At 72.2% G+C, this 16,937-nt stretch carries 14 protein-coding genes and 1 tRNA gene; 8 read left to right on the plus strand and 7 right to left on the minus strand.

Annotated elements, in window-relative coordinates:
* The first annotated feature begins 1 nt into the window (after nucleotide 1).
* Nucleotides 2-1,693: a phenylacetic acid degradation protein PaaN gene (paaN, locus tag OHN19_RS21180; protein WP_330265708.1), complete on the plus strand. Its 1,692-nt coding sequence runs from the start codon at nucleotides 2-4 to the stop codon at nucleotides 1,691-1,693.
* Here paaN and OHN19_RS21185 read toward each other — a convergent pair.
* From OHN19_RS21185 to OHN19_RS21195, 3 genes are read right to left on the minus strand one after another with little or no spacing between them, the layout of a single operon-like run.
* Nucleotides 1,690-2,448 carry a TrmH family RNA methyltransferase gene (locus OHN19_RS21185; RefSeq protein ID WP_330265709.1) on the minus strand — a complete coding sequence of 253 codons (759 nt, stop codon included), beginning with the start codon at nucleotides 2,446-2,448 and terminating at the stop codon, nucleotides 1,690-1,692. The two genes, paaN and OHN19_RS21185, sit on opposite strands and share 4 nt — an antisense overlap.
* Nucleotides 2,445-3,701, minus strand: coding sequence for an HTTM domain-containing protein (locus OHN19_RS21190; protein ID WP_330265710.1), 1,257 nt, complete (start codon nucleotides 3,699-3,701; stop codon nucleotides 2,445-2,447). Before OHN19_RS21190 ends, OHN19_RS21185 begins: the two co-directional genes overlap by 4 nt.
* On the minus strand, nucleotides 3,698-4,513 hold the full coding sequence (locus tag OHN19_RS21195; RefSeq protein ID WP_330265711.1) for a DUF5819 family protein: 816 nt from the start codon (nucleotides 4,511-4,513) through the stop codon (nucleotides 3,698-3,700). The genes OHN19_RS21190 and OHN19_RS21195 overlap by 4 nt, the downstream gene beginning before the upstream one ends.
* Before the next feature lie 411 nt (nucleotides 4,514-4,924).
* Here OHN19_RS21195 and OHN19_RS21200 point away from each other — a divergent pair, with 411 nt between their 5' ends.
* A complete protein-coding gene (locus OHN19_RS21200; RefSeq protein ID WP_330265712.1) occupies nucleotides 4,925-6,067 on the plus strand; it encodes an acyl-CoA dehydrogenase family protein in 1,143 nt (380 codons plus the stop codon).
* Nucleotides 6,068-6,137: 70 nt separating this feature from the next.
* Nucleotides 6,138-6,320, plus strand: a complete 183-nt coding sequence (locus tag OHN19_RS21205) for a hypothetical protein (protein WP_330265713.1) — start codon at nucleotides 6,138-6,140, stop codon at nucleotides 6,318-6,320.
* Between the two features lie 159 nt (nucleotides 6,321-6,479).
* On the opposite strand, the gene OHN19_RS21210 is transcribed toward OHN19_RS21205, so the two are convergent.
* From OHN19_RS21210 to OHN19_RS21220, 3 genes are all read right to left on the minus strand, one after another.
* On the minus strand, nucleotides 6,480-6,809 hold the full coding sequence (locus tag OHN19_RS21210; protein ID WP_330269667.1) for a rhodanese-like domain-containing protein: 330 nt from the start codon (nucleotides 6,807-6,809) through the stop codon (nucleotides 6,480-6,482).
* Nucleotides 6,810-6,865: 56 nt separating this feature from the next.
* Nucleotides 6,866-7,675 carry a J domain-containing protein gene (locus OHN19_RS21215; protein ID WP_330265714.1) on the minus strand — a complete coding sequence of 270 codons (810 nt, stop codon included), beginning with the start codon at nucleotides 7,673-7,675 and terminating at the stop codon, nucleotides 6,866-6,868.
* A 212-nt stretch (nucleotides 7,676-7,887) separates the two neighbouring features.
* Nucleotides 7,888-9,339: a DUF2252 domain-containing protein gene (locus OHN19_RS21220; RefSeq protein ID WP_419249530.1), complete on the minus strand. Its 1,452-nt coding sequence runs from the start codon at nucleotides 9,337-9,339 to the stop codon at nucleotides 7,888-7,890.
* Nucleotides 9,340-9,873: 534 nt separating this feature from the next.
* On the opposite strand from OHN19_RS21220, the gene OHN19_RS21225 reads away from it, so the two are divergent.
* Nucleotides 9,874-10,611 carry an ABC transporter ATP-binding protein gene (locus tag OHN19_RS21225; RefSeq protein ID WP_330265715.1) on the plus strand — a complete coding sequence of 246 codons (738 nt, stop codon included), beginning with the start codon at nucleotides 9,874-9,876 and terminating at the stop codon, nucleotides 10,609-10,611.
* Nucleotides 10,605-13,046 (plus strand): ABC transporter permease, encoded by a 2,442-nt coding sequence (locus OHN19_RS21230; protein ID WP_330265716.1) that lies wholly within the window; start codon nucleotides 10,605-10,607, stop codon nucleotides 13,044-13,046. The genes OHN19_RS21225 and OHN19_RS21230 overlap by 7 nt, the downstream gene beginning before the upstream one ends.
* A gap of 273 nt (nucleotides 13,047-13,319) precedes the next feature.
* On the opposite strand, the gene OHN19_RS21235 is transcribed toward OHN19_RS21230, so the two are convergent.
* Nucleotides 13,320-13,403: transfer RNA gene (locus tag OHN19_RS21235), tRNA-Leu, on the minus strand.
* 467 nt (nucleotides 13,404-13,870) lie between these two features.
* Between OHN19_RS21235 and OHN19_RS21240 the strand changes: the two genes are divergently transcribed.
* From OHN19_RS21240 to OHN19_RS21250, 3 genes are all read left to right on the plus strand, one after another.
* The gene (locus tag OHN19_RS21240; protein WP_330265717.1) at nucleotides 13,871-14,746 is read left to right on the plus strand and encodes a DUF3662 and FHA domain-containing protein; all 876 of its coding nucleotides are present in this window, start codon (nucleotides 13,871-13,873) and stop codon (nucleotides 14,744-14,746) included.
* A gap of 10 nt (nucleotides 14,747-14,756) precedes the next feature.
* Entirely contained in the window at nucleotides 14,757-15,269 is a 513-nt protein-coding gene (locus OHN19_RS21245) for an FHA domain-containing protein FhaB/FipA (RefSeq protein ID WP_020134183.1), read from the plus strand.
* A gap of 98 nt (nucleotides 15,270-15,367) precedes the next feature.
* Nucleotides 15,368-16,933 (plus strand): Stp1/IreP family PP2C-type Ser/Thr phosphatase, encoded by a 1,566-nt coding sequence (locus OHN19_RS21250; RefSeq protein WP_330269669.1) that lies wholly within the window; start codon nucleotides 15,368-15,370, stop codon nucleotides 16,931-16,933.
* The last annotated feature ends 4 nt before the right edge of the window (nucleotides 16,934-16,937 follow it).

Genomic DNA, 16,937 nt, shown 5'->3' on the forward strand with positions numbered 1-16,937 from the left:
CATGGCCGCCGAACTGACCGCCCACGAGCTGATCGCCGAGCACCGGCCCACCCTCGACCAGGCGCTGGAGGCGATCCGCACCCGCGCGTACTGGTCGCCGCACCCCGAACACCCCAAGGCCTACGGGGAGAACGGCAGCCTCGACATGGCCGCGGGCAAGGCCGCCTTCGACGCCCTCCTGGGCAGCCGCCTCGACCTCGGCCAGCCCGGCACCGACGACTGGGTGGGCGGCGAGGTGTCGCCGTACGGCATCGAGCTGGGCGTCGAGTACCCGCACGCCGACCTGGACGTGCTGCTGCCCGCGATGAAGGCGGGTCAGCGGGCCTGGCGGGACGCGGGCGCGGAGATCCGCGCGGTGGTCTGTCTGGAGATCCTCAAGCGGATCAGCGACCGGACCCACGAGTTCGCGCACGCGGTCATGCACACCAGCGGCCAGGCGTTCATGATGGCGTTCCAGGCGGGCGGCCCGCACGCGCAGGACCGCGGCCTGGAGGCGGTGGCGTACGCGTACGTGGAGCAGGTCCGCACCCCCGACACCGCGGAGTGGACCAAGCCGCAGGGCAAGCGCGACCCGCTCGCGCTCACCAAGCGGTTCACGCCGGTCCCGCGCGGGATCGGCCTGGTCATCGGCTGCAACACCTTCCCGACGTGGAACGGCTATCCGGGCCTGTTCGCCTCCCTCGCCACCGGCAACGCCGTCCTGGTCAAGCCGCACCCGCGCGCGGTGCTGCCGCTCGCGCTCACCGTCCAGGTGGCGCGCGAGGTCCTGAGCGCGGCCGGCTTCGACCCGAACCTGGTCGCGCTCGCCGCCGAGCGCCCCGGCGAGGGCATCGCGAAGACCCTCGCGACCCGCCCGGAGATCCGGATCATCGACTACACCGGCTCGACGGAGTTCGGCGACTGGCTGGAGGCCAACGCCCGCCAGGCGCAGGTCTACACCGAGAAGGCCGGCGTCAACTCGGTGCTCGTGGAGTCGGCCGGTGACTACAAGGGGATGCTGTCCAACCTGGCGTTCTCCCTCTCCCTGTACAGCGGCCAGATGTGCACGACCCCGCAGAACCTGCTGATCCCCCGCGACGGCATCCGCACCGACGAGGGCCCCAAGACCTACGACGAGGTGGTCGCCGACCTCGCCCGCGCGGTCGACGGCCTCCTCGGCGACGACGCGCGCGCTAACGCCCTGCTGGGCGCGATCGTCAACCCCGACGTGAAAGCACGCGTGGAGGCCGCGGCGGGGCTCGGTGAAGTCGCCCTCGCCTCGCGGGAGGTCGCCAACCCGGAGTTCCCGGGCGCGGTCGTGCGCACCCCCGTCCTCGTCAAGCTGGACGGCGCCAAGCCGGACGACGAGGCCGCCTACATGAGCGAGTGCTTCGGACCGGTGTCCTTCGCGGTGGCGGTGGACTCGGCCTCCGACGCCGTCGAGCTGCTGCGCCGGACGATCCGCGAGAAGGGCGCGATGACGGTCGGCGCGTACACGACCGACGAGGAGGTCGAGGAGGCCGTCCAGGAGGTCTGCCTGGAGGAGGCGGCGCAGCTGTCGCTGAACCTGGTCGGCGGGGTGTACGTCAACCAGACGGCCGCGTTCTCCGACTTCCACGGCTCGGGCGGCAACCCGGCGGCGAACGCCGCACTGTGCGACGGCGCCTTCGTCGCGAACCGGTTCCGGGTCGTCGAGGTGCGCCGGGAGGCCTAGGAGGCCGTGCCGGGGCTCCCGAGGCTCCAGTGGTAGAGCGTCATCGCCACGCTCGTCGCCAGGTTGTAGCTGGAGACCTGGGGGCGCATCGGGAGGGCCACCAGGTGATCGGCACGCGCGCGTACGTCGGGTGACAGTCCGCTGCGCTCCGAGCCGAACGCGAGGACGGCGTCGTCCGGGAGCTTCAGGCCCCGGATGTCGTCGCCCTCCGGGTCCAGGGCGAACAGCGGTCCCGGCGGCAGTTCGGCGGCCGTCAGACGCTCCACCGCGGTCGCGAAGTGCAGGCCCGCCCCGCCGCGCACGACGGTCGGGTGCCAGGGGTCGAGCGTGCCCGTGGTGACCACACCGGTCGCCCCGAAGCCCGCGGCCAGGCGGATCACGGCACCGGCGTTGCCGAGGTTGCGCGGCTGGTCGAGGACCACCACGGGCGCGGTGCGCGGCGTGCGGGCCAGCTGATCGAGGTGCGCGGCCCGGGACGGCCGTACGGCCAGGGCCGCCACCGCCGTCGGATGCGGGCGCGCGACGAGGGCCCGGTACGCCGGCTCCGGGACCTCCGTCAGCAGCGCCGCCAGGGTCTGCCGTACGTCCGGTGCGAGCTCGTCGGCCAGGGCGAGCGCGGCGCTGCGGTCGGCGGTGACCGCGACCGGGACCTCCGCGCCGAAGCGCAGGGCGTGCTTGAGGGCGTGGAAACCGTCGAGCAGGACGGAGGTGTCGGCGAGCCGGTGCCACAGGCTCAGGGGATCGGTGCAGGTCATGCGGGGAAGCCTACGTGCGCGGGATCGGGGTTCTCGGGGTTCTCCCGGCCCGGCTCCTTCGGGGTGCGCTGCTTCGGTGGTCCTGGAACGACCGGGGTGTCCGCGCCGCCCCCGAGCCGTGTCCGCAGCCGGGCACGCACGCGTGCGGCTCCGTCTCCGAGGCGGCGCAGGAACGGCGTCGGCAGGAAGACCGAGTCGGCGGCGATCATCGCCAGCGAGAAGAACGGCAGGCCGAGGACGACCGCGATCACCGCGTGCTCGGTGATCATCACCGCCAGCAGGACGTTCTTGACCCGCCGGTTGAACAGGGTGAACGGGAAGGCGACCTGCACGGCGACCGTGCCGTACGTCACCAGCATCACCATGAGCCCGTTCGCCGCCAGCAGGTCGGCGAGGGCGGGCCACGGCGAGAAGGACTCCAGGTGGAGGGGGTAGTAGACCGCGGTGCCGTCCTGCCAGCGGGAGCCCTGGATCTTGTACCAGCCCGCGGTCGCGTAGATCAGACAGGCCTCCGCCATGATCACGAGCAGCGCGCCGTTGTGGACTATGTTGGCGATGACGTCGAGCATGATCCGCGACTGACCGGACCGGCCGAAGCGTCCGACGGCCCACCACAGGGCCTGCGCCAGCCACAAGGCCCACAACAGGGCCGGGACGACCCAGTCGCCGTCGAGTCTGCCCAGGAGGGTCGCCGACACCAGCACGAGCCCGAAGACGCCCCACAGCGCCGGGCCCGCCCGGTCGACGACGTGCTCCCCACGCGCGTGTGCCTCACGGGTGCGCCGGGCCCGCCGCTCGTCCAGCGACCAGACCTGGCCGCAGCGGGTGAGGACGAGGTAGATCGACATCAGATGCAGGACGTTGTCGCCGCCGTCGCCCATGAAGACGCTGCGGTTCTGGAGCGAGAGCACCCCGACCATGAACAGGACGGACATCGCGCGGGTGTGCCAGCCGAGCAGCAGCAGGAGGCTGGACAGGACGGCGAGCACATAGACGGTCTCGAACCAGAACTGTCCGCTGGACCACATCAGGGTGGTGAACGCGCCATTGGTCGAGATCAGCTGCTCGGCGAGGTTCCAGTTCCAGGGGCCGTCGGGGCCGTAGAGCTCCTGGCGGTGCGGGACCTCACGCAGCAGGAACAGCAGCCAGGTCGCGCTGAAGCCGATGCGGATCATCGCGCTCTGGTAGGGGCCGAGGGCGGCCTCGGTGACACGGGCGATCGCGGTCGACACCGCGAGAGCGAAGCGGTTCACCGGACGCTCCCCTCGGTGTCGTCGGCCGTCACGGGCCACCAGGACAGTTCCCGATAGACCGGCTGCACCGAGACCTTCTCGTCGCTCCACTTCGGCGGCGGGACGTTGGCGGTCCGGGAGCGCACCTGGACGCTCACGAGGACGTCGCCCCGCGCGGTGGCGTCCTCGCGCTCCACGCGGAGCACCACGATGCGGCGCAGATACGTCTCGGACAGGGTGCCGCGCAGGCCGATCGGACGGTTGTTCGCGTCGTGCGTGGCGACGAAGAGGTCCCAGGAACGGCGCAGTTCGTTCTGCTGGGTGTGGCTGGGCAGCGGATTGCCGTCTATGGCCCGGCCGTCCTGGGCGGACATGTCGTACCAGCCCGTCGTACGGCTGCCCCCGTCGGCCCCGCGAATCCGGGCCCGGACCTGCACCGCGATGTTCTGCTGCAGCGGGTTCGGCGCGAACAGCTTCCAGTTCTGCTCGAACTCCGGGTAGATCCAGTCTTCGACCGCCGTGCCGTGCTGCTTGGTCACCGTGTTCGCCGGCGCGACGTGCAGGAACACCATCCCGATGTGCACACAGACGACGACGGCGACGACGGCGAGCGACAGGGCGACACCGATCTGGTACCGGAGGGAGAGGGCGGCTATGCCGGTACGGGGGTCGGGGTGCGGGTCCGGGGTGGGGTGGGTCGGGCGTATCGGGGTGGGGGTGGGGTCTGTCGGTTCGGCAGGGCTCGTGACGCCGGTCGGCTCGGTGTGGCCCGGGGTGGCGCTCGGGGCCTCCGGGCTTCGCCGGGCGTTCGAGCCTTCGTCGTACGCGTCCATTCCGCCCCGTTCCCGAATCCGGTCGTCCCGCGGCCGGCCCGGCACGCGGGGCGCCGCGACACCGTGACCGGCGCCCGCACCCGCCTCGCCGCGATGGCTCGCACCGGCACGGTACTCAGGCCCGACCGCCCCGCACAGCCCTTGTGAGAAGCCCCCACCGTGGCCGTTCTCACTCCCGGCCCGGTTTTCCACAGGCGACGGCCGTGGGTTTTCCACAGCGGTGGACACCTTACGGCGCCGCACGCAACCATGGACCCCACACAAACCGAACGATCGGTCGCCATCCGGCACTCCCCCCGCCCGCCGGGTCAGCCCCCGGCCGACCGTTCCCTTCTTCTAGAACCTGTTCTATCTTGACGGACCGTCAGATCAGCTGACCCGATCTGCCGACCCGTCGGAAGGACAGGGACCGTGGACTTCACCTTCAGCGAGGAGCAGCAGGCGGCGGCCGAGGCGGCGCGGGGAGTGTTCGCCGACGTCGCCCCCGACGCGGTGCCGTCCCCGGCGCTCACCACGGGCGCCGTGGCCGACGAGTTCGACCGCGCGCTGTGGTCCAGGCTCGCCGACGCGGACCTGCTGAGCCTGCTGGTGGCGGAGGAGTACGGCGGAGCCGGCCTGGACGCGGTCGCGCTGAGCCTGGTGCTGCGGGAGTCGGCGAAGGTGCTGGCACGGGTGCCGCTGCTGGAGAACAGCGCGGCCCTGGCAGCCGTACAGGCCTACGGCGGCCAGGAGCTGAGGGCGGAGCTGCTGGAGCGGGCCGGGCGAGGGGAGGTCGTGCTGACCGTCGCCGCGAGCGGCCGCACCGGCCACGACCCCGCCGAACTCGCCGTCACCGCGCGCCAGGGGGAGGGCGAGGGCGCCGACTGGGTCCTGGACGGGGTGCAGACGGCGGTGCCGTGGGTGTACGACGCGGACTTCGTCGTCGTCCCCGCGCACACCGCGGCTGACCGCACCGTCCTCGCCCTGGTGCCCCGGGCCCATGACGGGGTCGTGCTCGGCGAGCAGTTCTCCACCAGCGGGGAGCGGCTGGGCGAACTGCGGCTGGACTCGGTGCGGATCGGCGCGCGGGACGTGATCGACGTCGAGGGCGCCTGGGAGTGGCTGCGGGACCTGCTGACCACGGGGACGTGCGCGCTGGCGCTCGGTCTGGGCGAGCGGGTGCTGCGGATGAGCAGCGAATACACCAGCAGGCGCGAGCAGTTCGGGTTCCCGGTCGCCACCTTCCAGGCCGTCGCCGTGCAGGCGGCCGACCGGTACATCGACCTGCGCGCGATGGAGGTCACGCTGTGGCAAGCCGCGTGGCGGCTCTCCTCCGGGGCGCGCGGCGCGCTGCCGGTCGCGGGGGACGTCGCCGTGGCGAAGATCTGGGCCTCGGAGGGGGTACGGCGGGTGGTGCAGACGGCACAGCATCTGCACGGCGGCTTCGGCGCCGACGTCGACTACCCGCTGCACCGCTACCACGCCTGGGCCAAGCATCTGGAACTGTCCCTGGGCCCGGCGGCGGCGCACGAGGAGGCGTTGGGGGATCTGCTGGCGGCACATTCTCTGGGATAGGTGAAACCGCGGGTCCCTTGACCGGCGACTGAGAGGATGACGGAACCGCTCCGACCGAAGGAGGCTGAGCATGATGCTGCTCGCCCTGTCCGGCATCCTCGTGCTCACCATCGGGGGCTGTGTCTGCGTCTGGTGGGCGGCCCGGGGCGGCCCACGCTGGACACGCGCGGTGTCGGCCGCGACCCTCGCGACGGGCGAACTGGCCCGCCGCGCCGGCCGCTACGACCGAAACCCGACCGGCCAGGACAACTGAGCGCCTCACGCAGAACCGGCGGAGGCACAGGACAGTGGGACGCACAGAACCGACTGAGCTGCAGAATCACCGGCCCCACGAAACCGCTTGAGCCACAGACCACGGCCCCACAGATCCGCCCGAACCCCAGAACCCCCGGCCCCGCACAACCGCCGGAGGCTAAAGCACGAAACCCGGCCGGCCGTCGTCCGTCACCACGGGCCGGCCCACCTCGGCCCACAGCTGCATGCCGCCGTCGACGTTCACGGCGTCGATGCCCTGCTGGGCCAGGTACATGGTGACCTGGGCCGAGCGGCCGCCGGAGCGGCAGATCACATGCACGCGGCCATCCTGCGGGGCGGCCTCGGTCAGCTCGCCGTAGCGGGCCACGAACTCACTGATGGGGATGTGCAGCGCCCCTTCGGCGTGCCCCGCCTGCCATTCGTCGTCCTCGCGGACGTCCAGCAGGAAATCGTCGTCCTTGAGGTCCGTGACCTGGACCGTGGGCACACCACCACCGAAATTCATGGTGCCGACGCTACCCGAAGCCCTCGGGGCGCCGCCGGTCACTCCTGTGCGAGCAGCTCCGCGAGCTCCGCCTCGCGCGCGGAGACGTCGGCCAGGAGCTGCTCGGCGATCTCCTCGAGCAGCTGGTCGGGGTCGTCCGGCGCCATCCGGAGCATCGAGCCGATCGCGCTCTCCTCCAGCTCCCGCGCGACCACCGACAGCAGTTCCTTGCGCTGGGACAGCCATTCCAGGCGGGCGTACAGCTCCTCGCTGGGCGTGGGGCCCTGCTCCGGGGGCTTGGGCCCGGCGGCCCACTCCTCGGCCAGCTCCCGCAGGAGCGGCTCGTCGCCCAGGGAGTAGGCCGCGTTGACCCGGGTGATGAACTCCTCGCGCCGGGCCCGCTCGGTGTCGTCCTGGGCGAGGTCCGGGTGGGCCTTGCGGGCGAGCTCGCGGTAGAGCTTGCGGGCCTCGTCGCTGGGGCGCACCCGCTGCGGGGGCCGCACCGGCTGGTCTGTGAGCATCGCGGCGGCCTCCGGGAAGAGTCCCTCCCCGTCCATCCAGCCGTGGAACAGCTCCTCCACACCGGGCATCGGCAGCACCCGCGCGCGGGCCTCCTCCGCCTTGCGCAGGTCCTCGGGATCACCGGTACGGGCGGCCCGGGCCTCGGCGATCCGCGCCTCCAGCTCGTCGAGGCGGGCGTACATGGGGCCGAGCCTCTGGTGGTGCAGGCGGGAGAAGTTCTCCACCTCGATGCGGAAGGTCTCCACCGCGATCTCGTACTCGATGAGCGCCTGCTCGGCGGCCCGCACGGCCCGCTCCAGCCGCGCGGTACCTGCGGCGGCCGGGCCGTCGGTTTCCGGGGACGTCATCCGGACAGCGTAACCGTGTCGGTGTGGGGCGGACGCCATCCGGGGTTGCCGGGTGAGGCGGCCGGGCAGGCACGGCTGGGGTTGCGGCTGGTCGCGCGGTTCCCCGCGCCCCTCGGGGGTGGGTGCGGGCACCGGCCGTCAAGACGGCATCGCCTCAGCACACCCGCCTCCCCCGCGCACCCCCGCCTCCTCCGCACACCCCCGTGTCCTCCTCACACCCCCGTCTCCGCCGCCACCCTCCCCGCTCTGATCCCCGCCACCAGCTCCCCGTGGTCGGCCTCCGTGCGGTCGGCGTAGGTGACGGCGAATGTGGCGATCGCCTCGTCGAGTTCGTCGTTCTTGCCGCAGTAGCCGGAGATCAGGCGGGGGTCGGCGCTGTGGGAGTGGGCGCGGGCCAGGAGGGCGCCGGTCATGCGGCCGTAGTCGTCCACCTGGTCGGCGGAGAGGGCGGCGGGGTCGACGCTGCCCTTGCGGTTGCGGAACTGGCGGACCTGGAAGGGGCGGCCCTCGACGGTGGTCCAGCCCAGCAGGTTGTCGCTGACGACCTGCATCCGCTTCTGGCCCAGCACCACCCGGCGGCCCTCGTGGTCGACCTCCGGGGTCTCGAAGCCGGCGGTGACCAGGTGGGGCAGCAGGGCCGAGGGCCTGGCCTCCTTGACCTGGAGGACCAGTGGTTCGCCCCGGTGGTCCAGCAGCAGGACGACATAGGAGCGGGTGCCCACGCTGCCCGTGCCGACGACGCGGAACGCCACGTCGTGCACCGCGTGCCGGGCCAGCAGCGGCAGGCGGTCCTCGGAGAGCGTGGTCAGGTAGTGCTCCAGGGACGCGGCCACCGCCGCCGCCTCCGCGTCCGGCACCCGGCGCAGCACCGGCGGGGCGTCCACGAACCGCCGGCCACCGTCCTCGGTCGGCTCCGTCGACTTGGCCGCGAAACGCCCGCTGGTGTTGGCCCGCGCCTTCTCCGAGACCCGCTCCAGCGTGCCGACGAGGTCGTGGGCGTTGGCGTGGGAGACGAGTTCCTCGTCCGCGATGGCGTTCCACGCGTCCAGCACCGGCAGCTTGGCCAGCAGCCGCATGGTGCGCCGGTACGCGCCCACCGCGCCGTGGGCCGCCGCGCGGCAGGTGTCCTCGTCGGCGCCGATCTCCCGGCCGGCGAGGACCAGGGAGGCGGCGAGCCGCTTGAGGTCCCACTCCCAGGGGCCGTGCACGGTCTCGTCGAAGTCGTTCAGGTCGATGACCAGGTCGCCGCGGGCGTCGCCGTACAGGCCGAAGTTGGCCGCGTGGGCGTCACCGCAGATCTGGGCGCGGATCCTGGTCATCGGGGTGCGGGCGAGGTCGTACGCCATGAGGCCCGCGGAGCCGCGCAGGAAGGCGAACGGCGTGGCCGCCATCCGTCCCACCCGCAGCGGGGTGAGCTCGGGGATGCGGCCGCGGCTCGACTCCTCGACGGCGTCGACCGCGCCGGGACGGGAGATGTCGAGGTCGAGTGCGGCATGGGCGCTGCGCGGAACGCTCTCGCGCAACGCCTTGCCCTGCTTCTTGGGCGAGTCCTGATGCGAGCCCTCGGGCCACCGGGCGAAGCCGCGCACGACGGGCCGCCGTGCCGCACTCCCGACGGACTCCGCCGCCGCCCCGGCCTGGGCCCCCACACCGGTCTCGGTCACATCGACCGCCTCCCCCGCAACTGGCTCCGCGCCGGTCCGCTGTCCGGCCCGCGCATCAGGATCATCAACTCGTGCCGACCGTACAACCACCAGCCGAAACGCGTCAGACCCTGTGGACAACTCCGATCCGCCGGCCCGACTTGTCCACAGCCTGATCCACGGCCACGCGGTCGCGTCGCACGACGTCTTCGCCAGAAGCACAGCGGTGTCCCCGGACGGCCCGGTGAGCCCACCCGAGCGCCGTGGGTATGCCCAGCCCTACCCCAAGTCTCGTCCCTGCCGCACTGCTCCCAGGTGCCCTCAGCCGGTTTGGTGGAGTCACCGAGGAGACGAGGGAGGCGGCACCCGGATGACGGCTTGGCCGGCGGAGCAGAGGGCTAGGGCGCGGCGCACGGCGACGTCGGCATCTGCGATCCGTGGACCCCGCCACCCCACCACCCGCAACGCCTGACCCAGCACCCCCTCCCCGAACGCCCCGAACCCTCCGCCCCGCCCAGACCCGCGGGAAGACCGACACCGAACGAGTAGGGACAGATGAACAACGACGCCATCCAGTTGCGCTCCGTCAGCAGGAGCTACAGGTCGGGCGACAGCACCGTCACCGCCCTCGACCAGGTCTCCCTCTCCTTCCCCCGCGGCACCTTCACCGCCGTCATGGGCCCTTCCGGCTCCGGCAAGTCGACCCTCCTGCAGTGCGCCGCCGGTCTCGACCGCCCCACCTCGGGCTCGGTCTCGGTGGGCGGTACGGAGCTGACCGGGCTCAGCGAGACCAAGCTGACGCTGCTGCGGCGCGAGCGCATCGGCTTCGTGTTCCAGGCGTTCAACCTGCTGCCCGCGCTGACCGCCGAGCAGAACGTCGCCCTGCCGCTCCGGCTGGCCGGCCGGCGGGTCGCCAGGGCCCGGGTCCGTGAGGTGCTCCAGCAGGTCGGCCTCGGTGACCGCGTCCGGCACCGCCCCACCGAGATGTCCGGCGGCCAGCAGCAGCGCGTCGCCCTGGCCCGCGCTCTGATCACCCGCCCCGAGGTCCTCTTCGGCGACGAGCCGACCGGTGCCCTGGACTCGCGGGCCAGCCGCGAGGTGCTGACCCTGCTGCGCTCCATGGTCGACCGCGAGGGCCAGACGATCATCATGGTCACCCACGACCCGGTGGCAGCCTCCTACGCCGACCGCGTGGTCTTCCTCGTCGACGGCTGCGTCAACGGTGAGCTGACCGGCGCGGGCGCGGACGACATCGCGGCCCGTATGACCAAGCTGGAGGCCGTGCCGTGCTGAGCGTCGCCCTGTGCACCCTGCGCACCCGCTGGGTCACCTTCGTCGGCAGCTCCATCGCGCTCTCGCTGGGCGTCGCACTGCTCGCCGTGATGGGCCTGGCCCTCGCCTCCTCCCTGGACGCACCCGAACGGCGGCCGGAACGGTTCGCCGCGGCACCGGTCGTCGTCCAGGGACAGGACACCCTGTCCGTACCGACCCCGATCGGCACCCGCACCCAGAAGCTCGCCCACCCGCGCCAGGTGCCGGAGGCGACCGTGGCGAAGCTGCGCCGGCTCGGCACGGTCGTCGAGGACCGTTCGTTCCCCGTGCGGGCCGCCGGGGGCCCCGGCGACCTGGTCGGCCACCCCTGGTCCACGGCCGCCTTCGCGCCGTACGAGATCGACGCGGGCCGTGGTCCCCGCGCCGTCGGCGAGGTCGTCGTCACCGGCGACTGGGCGCGGCCAGGTGAGCGGGTCGCGACCGACCGCGGGACCCTCACGGTCGTCGGCACCGTCGCCTCGCGCGGCTTCGAGAACGCCGTCTTCTACACCGACGCCCGCGCCGCCGAACTGGCGCCGAGAAGCACCCAGTTGGTGGTGCGGGCGGACGCGTCCGAGGTGCGCGCGGCTGTCGGCGGCCAGAACCTCCGGGTCCTCACCGGCACCGACCGCCGTCTCGCCGACGCCGACCCGGACCGCGACCGCGAGGCCCTGACCGCGATGAACGCCATGTTCGGCACCGCGGGCGGGGTCACCGCGTTCGTGTCGGTGTTCGTGGTGGCGTCCACGTTCGCCTTCGCGGTCGCCCAGCGGCGCCGGGAGTTCGGCCTGCTGCGCACCGCGGGGGCCACGCCCGGCCAGGTCCGGCGGATGGTGTTCGCGGAGGCTCTGGTGGTGGGCGTACTGGCGTCGGCGGCCGGCTGTGTGCTCGGCGCGTACGGCGCCCCGAAGCTCGCCGCGTGGGTGGTCGACGGCGGACTCGCACCCGGCTGGTTCACCATCGGCGACTACACCTGGCCGTACCACTTGGCCTTCTGGACCGGGCTCCTCGTCGCGCTGCTCGGAGTGATCGCCGCATCCTGGCGGGCCGGGCGCACCGACCCCACCCAGGCGCTGCGGGACGCGTCCGTGGACACCAAGGCGATGACCTGGGGCCGCTGGCTGTTCGGGGCGGGCCTGCTGCTGACCGCCGCCGTGACACTCGGCCTCGCGCTGGTCTCCGACCCCGGTGAACTGCTGCACCGCAAGACCTACGTGAGCCGTCCGATACTGCTGATCACCGCGATCGCGCTGCTCGCGCCGGTCCTGGTGCGTCCGCTCACCCGGCTGATCGCCTGGCTTCCGGCCCAGCTGCCCGGCGCGGGCGGGATGCTGGTGCGGGAGAACGCGGCCGCGGGCATCCGCCGTACGGCGGCCATCGCGGCGCCCGTGCTGGTCACGGTCGCCCTCGCGGGCTCGCTGCTGGGCGCCACGGCCACGCTCGACGAGGCGAAGGCCACCGAGACGCGCGAGCAGACGGCCGCCTCGTTCGTCGTCACTCCGCCCGGGGGCGCCGGGTTCGACGCGGCGACCGTGAAGGAGCTCGAAGCGGTGAAGGGCGCCCAGGTCTCGGTGACCTCGTCGAGTGCCGTGTACGTCCTGGAGGAGGGCGTCGCCCTCATCAGGTCCGAGGCCCGCGCGGCCGACGCGGGACCGCTGGCGAAGACCGTCCGTCTGCCGCTGGCGGCCGGGAAGGTGAGCGACCTCGACGACGACTCGATCATCGTCAACGAGGAGTGGGAGAAGCACACCGTCGGCCAGCGGGTCGACGTGTGGCTCGGGGACGGCACCAGGAAGTCGCTGCGGATCGCCGCCGTGATGACGACCGGCACCGGCAACAACGGCGCCTACGTCACCCCCGCCAACGCCCCCGGCGCGAGCGTCGACCGGGTGGACGTCTCCCTGACCGAGGGGGCTGACGCGTCCGCCGTGGCCACCGCGCTCGCCAGGACCGGCGGGCAGGTCTTCACCAAGGACCAGTGGGTGCGGGCCAGTTACCCCGAGACCAACCGGACCACTCGGTACGGCTTCCTGCTGGTCCTCGGTATCGCCCTGCTCTACACCGGGATCTCCCTGGCCAACACCATGGTCATGGCGACCTCCGACCGGGTGCGCGACCTGGCCGTCCTCCGACTGGCCGGGGCCACCCCGTGGCAGGTGCTGCGGCTGGTCGCCGCTGAGTCGCTGATGGTCGTCGCGGTGGGCGGCGTGCTCGGCCTCCTGGTCGCCGGGCTCAACCTGGCGGGCATGTGGGGCGCGCTCGGTCTGCTGTCGGTGGGGAGCCCGGTCCGGCTGCCGTGGGCGGAGCTCGGGGCGACCGTGGGTGCGTGTGCGGTACTCGCCGTGGTGTTCTCCGTCGCCCCGGCCGGGCTGGCCATGCGCCGCCGGGCGGTGGAGCTGGCCGGCATCCGCGAGTGACCCCACGACGGCGCCGGTCGGTTCCTCCTCCGCCCCGGCCGACGTGAAGCATCAACTCGCTTGCCCACCAAGGCCGTACAGCGAATGTTTCACGTGAAACAGCGAAAGAAATCGCTGCCGCAGCCCAACAAGAAGGGCCCCAGCCGTGAGATACCTCACCGCCGGGGCCCTGCCACGTCACCGTCCGAGCCGTAGCCCACCACGCAACGAGGAACGGGCCCCCACCTGTGACTTTCGTCACCGGTGAAGACCCGTCCCGTCGGTTCTTCGCTGTGCGCGAGGGGGGAGTTGAACCCCCACGCCCTTGCGGGCACTGGAACCTGAATCCAGCGCGTCTGCCTATTCCGCCACCCGCGCATTGGGTGTGTCCTCGGGCCCCTCGCCTTGCGGTCCGGCGCCTTCCGACACGCAGAACATTAGCACGCTGGAGGGGGTGGGTTCACATCGCTTATCCGTGGGCAGCCGCCCACCAGCGGGTACGCGTGCGCCCGCCGAACCGGGGTGCCGCCGGCCACGTATCAACCTGTGCCGGTTCACGTATCAACCTCGTACCGGTAGCCCCCGTCCGCCCAGGAGCCGGTCGGGGTCCACAGTCAGGTGCGGGACACTGGTCTGCGGCCGCCTCTACGATCCTTGACAGAGGAGTTCGACAGCAGAGTTCGAAGACGAGCTCCACAGGGAACTTCGGAGGCGTCGACACCTGTCGACCGTGCCGACAGGGGGAACCAGCCGATTCACCGGCGCGTGGATACGATCAGTAAGCAGTACCAGGTAAGCAGCAGCCGGCGCAGTACCCAGGGCGGCAAGGACGGAGGAGGTGCCTCATGGGAGTCCTGAAGAAGTTCGAGCAGCGTCTCGAAGGTCTGGTCAACGGCACCTTCGCCAAGGTGTTCAAGTCCGAGGTCCAGCCCGTGGAGATCGCGGGCGCGCTCCAGCGTGAGTGCGACAACAACGCGACCATCTGGAACCGCGACCGCACGGTCGTACCCAATGACTTCATCGTGGAGCTGAGCACACCCGACTTCGAGCGGCTCAGCCCCTACTCGGGCCAGCTCGGTGACGAGCTCGCCGGCATGGTGAAGGACTACGCCAAGCAGCAGCGCTACACCTTCATGGGCCCGATCAAGGTCAACCTCGAGAAGGCGGACGACCTCGACACCGGTCTGTACCGGGTGCGCAGCCGTACGCTCGCCGGATCCACCGACCAGCAGGCGCCCGGCGCCGCGGCCCCGGCCGGCCGCCCCGGCCCGGGTGCCGGCGGTTACGGTTACCCGCCGTCGGCCGCTCCGGCAGGTGCCCCGCCCATGCCGTCCGCCCCACCGCCGCCCGGCGGCCGCGGCGGGTACGGCTACCCGCCCGCCGCGGCGGCACAGCGCCCCGGCGCCGGCGGCCCGGTCGGCGCGCCCGCCCCGGGCTCCCGCACCCGCCACTGGATCGAGATCAACGGCACCCGCCACCAGATCTCCCGCGCCACGCTGGTGCTGGGCCGCAGCACCGAAGCCGACGTGCGGATCGACGACCCCGGCGTCTCGCGCCGGCACTGCGAGATCCGGACCGGAACGCCCTCGACGATCCAGGATCTCGGGTCCACCAACGGCATCGTGGTGGACGGGCAGCACACCACCCGCGCTACGCTCCGCGACGGCTCGCGGATCGTCGTGGGCAGCACCACCATCATTTACCGGCAAGCCGAAGGGTGAAGCGGGGGCAATGTCAGAGCTGACCCTCACGGTCATGCGGCTGGGTTTCCTGGCCGTACTGTGGCTGTTCGTGATCGTGGCCGTGCAGGTCATCCGCAGCGACCTGTTCGGTACGCGCGTCACCCAGCGCGGCTCGCGCCGGGAAGCAGGCCGGGCCCAGCAGGCCCAGCGGCAGGCGCCCCCGCAGCAGCGCCAGCAGCCGGCCGCCGGGGGCCGCCAGCGCCGTAACGCCCCCACCAAGCTCGTCGTGTCCGAGGGCACCCTCACCGGCACCACCGTCGCGCTCCAGGGCCAGACCATCACGCTGGGCCGGGCGCACGACAGCACCATCGTGCTGGACGACGACTACGCCTCCAGCCGGCATGCCAGGATCTACCCGGACCGCGACGGCAACTGGATCGTCGAGGACCTGGGCTCGACCAACGGCACTTACCTCGACCGGAGCCGGCTGACGACTCCCACACCGATTCCGCTGGGCGCGCCGATCCGTATCGGCAAGACCGTCATCGAGCTGCGGAAGTAGTGCTACATCATGAATAGGCGTGAGCGGAGCGAGCACGCGGCGTGGGCCCCCACCCCGGGCCCCGGCGCGCTCCCGACCGGAGGGTGGGCACCGTGCGGATGTATCCGGAGCCGACGGGCGAGGTGCGCATGAGTCTGTCACTGCGCTTCGCCGCCGGATCGCACAAAGGCATGATCCGGGAGGGCAACGAGGACTCCGGATACGCCGGGCCCCGCCTGCTCGCCATCGCCGACGGCATGGGCGGCGCCGCCGCCGGCGAGGTCGCCTCCTCCGAGGCCATCTCCACCATCGTCGCCCTCGACGACGACGTCCCCGGCTCCGACGTCCTCACCTCGCTCGGCCACGCCGTACAGCGCGCCAACGACCAGCTGCGCTCCATGGTCGAGGAGGACCCCCAGCTGGAGGGCATGGGCACCACGCTCACCGCCCTGCTGTGGACCGGCCAGCGCCTCGGCCTCGTGCACGTCGGCGACTCGCGTGCCTACCTGCTGCGCGACGGCGTCCTCACCCAGATCACCCAGGACCACACCTGGGTGCAGCGCCTGGTCGACGAGGGCCGCATCACCGAGGAAGAGGCCACCACCCACCCCCAACGCTCCCTGCTGATGCGGGCGTTGGGCAGCGGCGAACACGTCGAGCCGGACCTGTCGATCCGTGAGGTCCGGGCCGGCGACCGCTACCTGATCTGCTCCGACGGCCTGTCCGGCGTGGTCTCCCACCAGACCCTCGAGGACACCCTCGCCAGCTACCAGGGGCCCCAGGAGACAGTGCAGGAGCTGATCCAGCTCGCGCTGCGCGGCGGCGGCCCCGACAACATCACGGTCATCGTCGCCGACGTCCTCGACCTGGACACCGGGGACACCCTCGCCGGGCAGCTCTCCGACACCCCGGTCGTGGTCGGCGCGGTCGCCGAGAACCAGCACCAGCTGCACGACAACGGCATCATGCAGACCCCCGCCGGCCGTGCCTCCGGACTCGGCCGCCAGGTGCCGGGTCAGGGCGGCGGCGAGTACGGCGCGCCCGGCTCCGGCGACACCACCGGCTACGTCCAGACGGGCAGCTTCGGCGACTACACCGACGACGACTTCGTCAAGCCCCGCAAGGGCGGCAGGTGGCTGAAGAGATCCTTCTACACGGTCCTCGCACTGGCCGTCATCGGCGGCGGCCTGTACGGCGGCTGGCGCTGGACCCAGACCCAGTACTACGTCGGCGTCAACGGCGAGCACGTGGCGCTGTACCGCGGCATCAGCCAGGACCTGGCCTGGGTGTCGCTCTCGAAGGTGTCCAAGGACCACCCCGAGATCGAACTCAAGTACCTGCCGCCGTACCAGCAGAAGTCGGTCGAGGGCACGATCGCCGAGGGCGACCTGAAGACCGCCCAGAAGAAGATCGACGAACTCAGCGTCCAGGCCTCCGCGTGCAAGAAGGAGGCCGCGGCCGAGGCCGCGGAGAGCGGGAAGAACTCCAAGACGGGTCAGGGCGAGGCCGGCGGCACCACGGGAACCACACAGTCCTCCCTCGCGTCCAAGGCCACACCGACCCCGACGAGCACGTCCTCCCCGTCCCCGAACGCTTCCGCATCCCCGACCGCGCCCACTCCCACCCCCGGCCCCACCCTCTCGGACGAGGAGAAGCAGGTCGTCGGGAACTGCGGTACGCAGTAGGCAA

It is taken from the genome of Streptomyces griseorubiginosus, assembly GCF_036345115.1.
Taxonomy (GTDB): Bacteria; Actinomycetota; Actinomycetes; order Streptomycetales; family Streptomycetaceae; genus Streptomyces; species Streptomyces griseorubiginosus_C.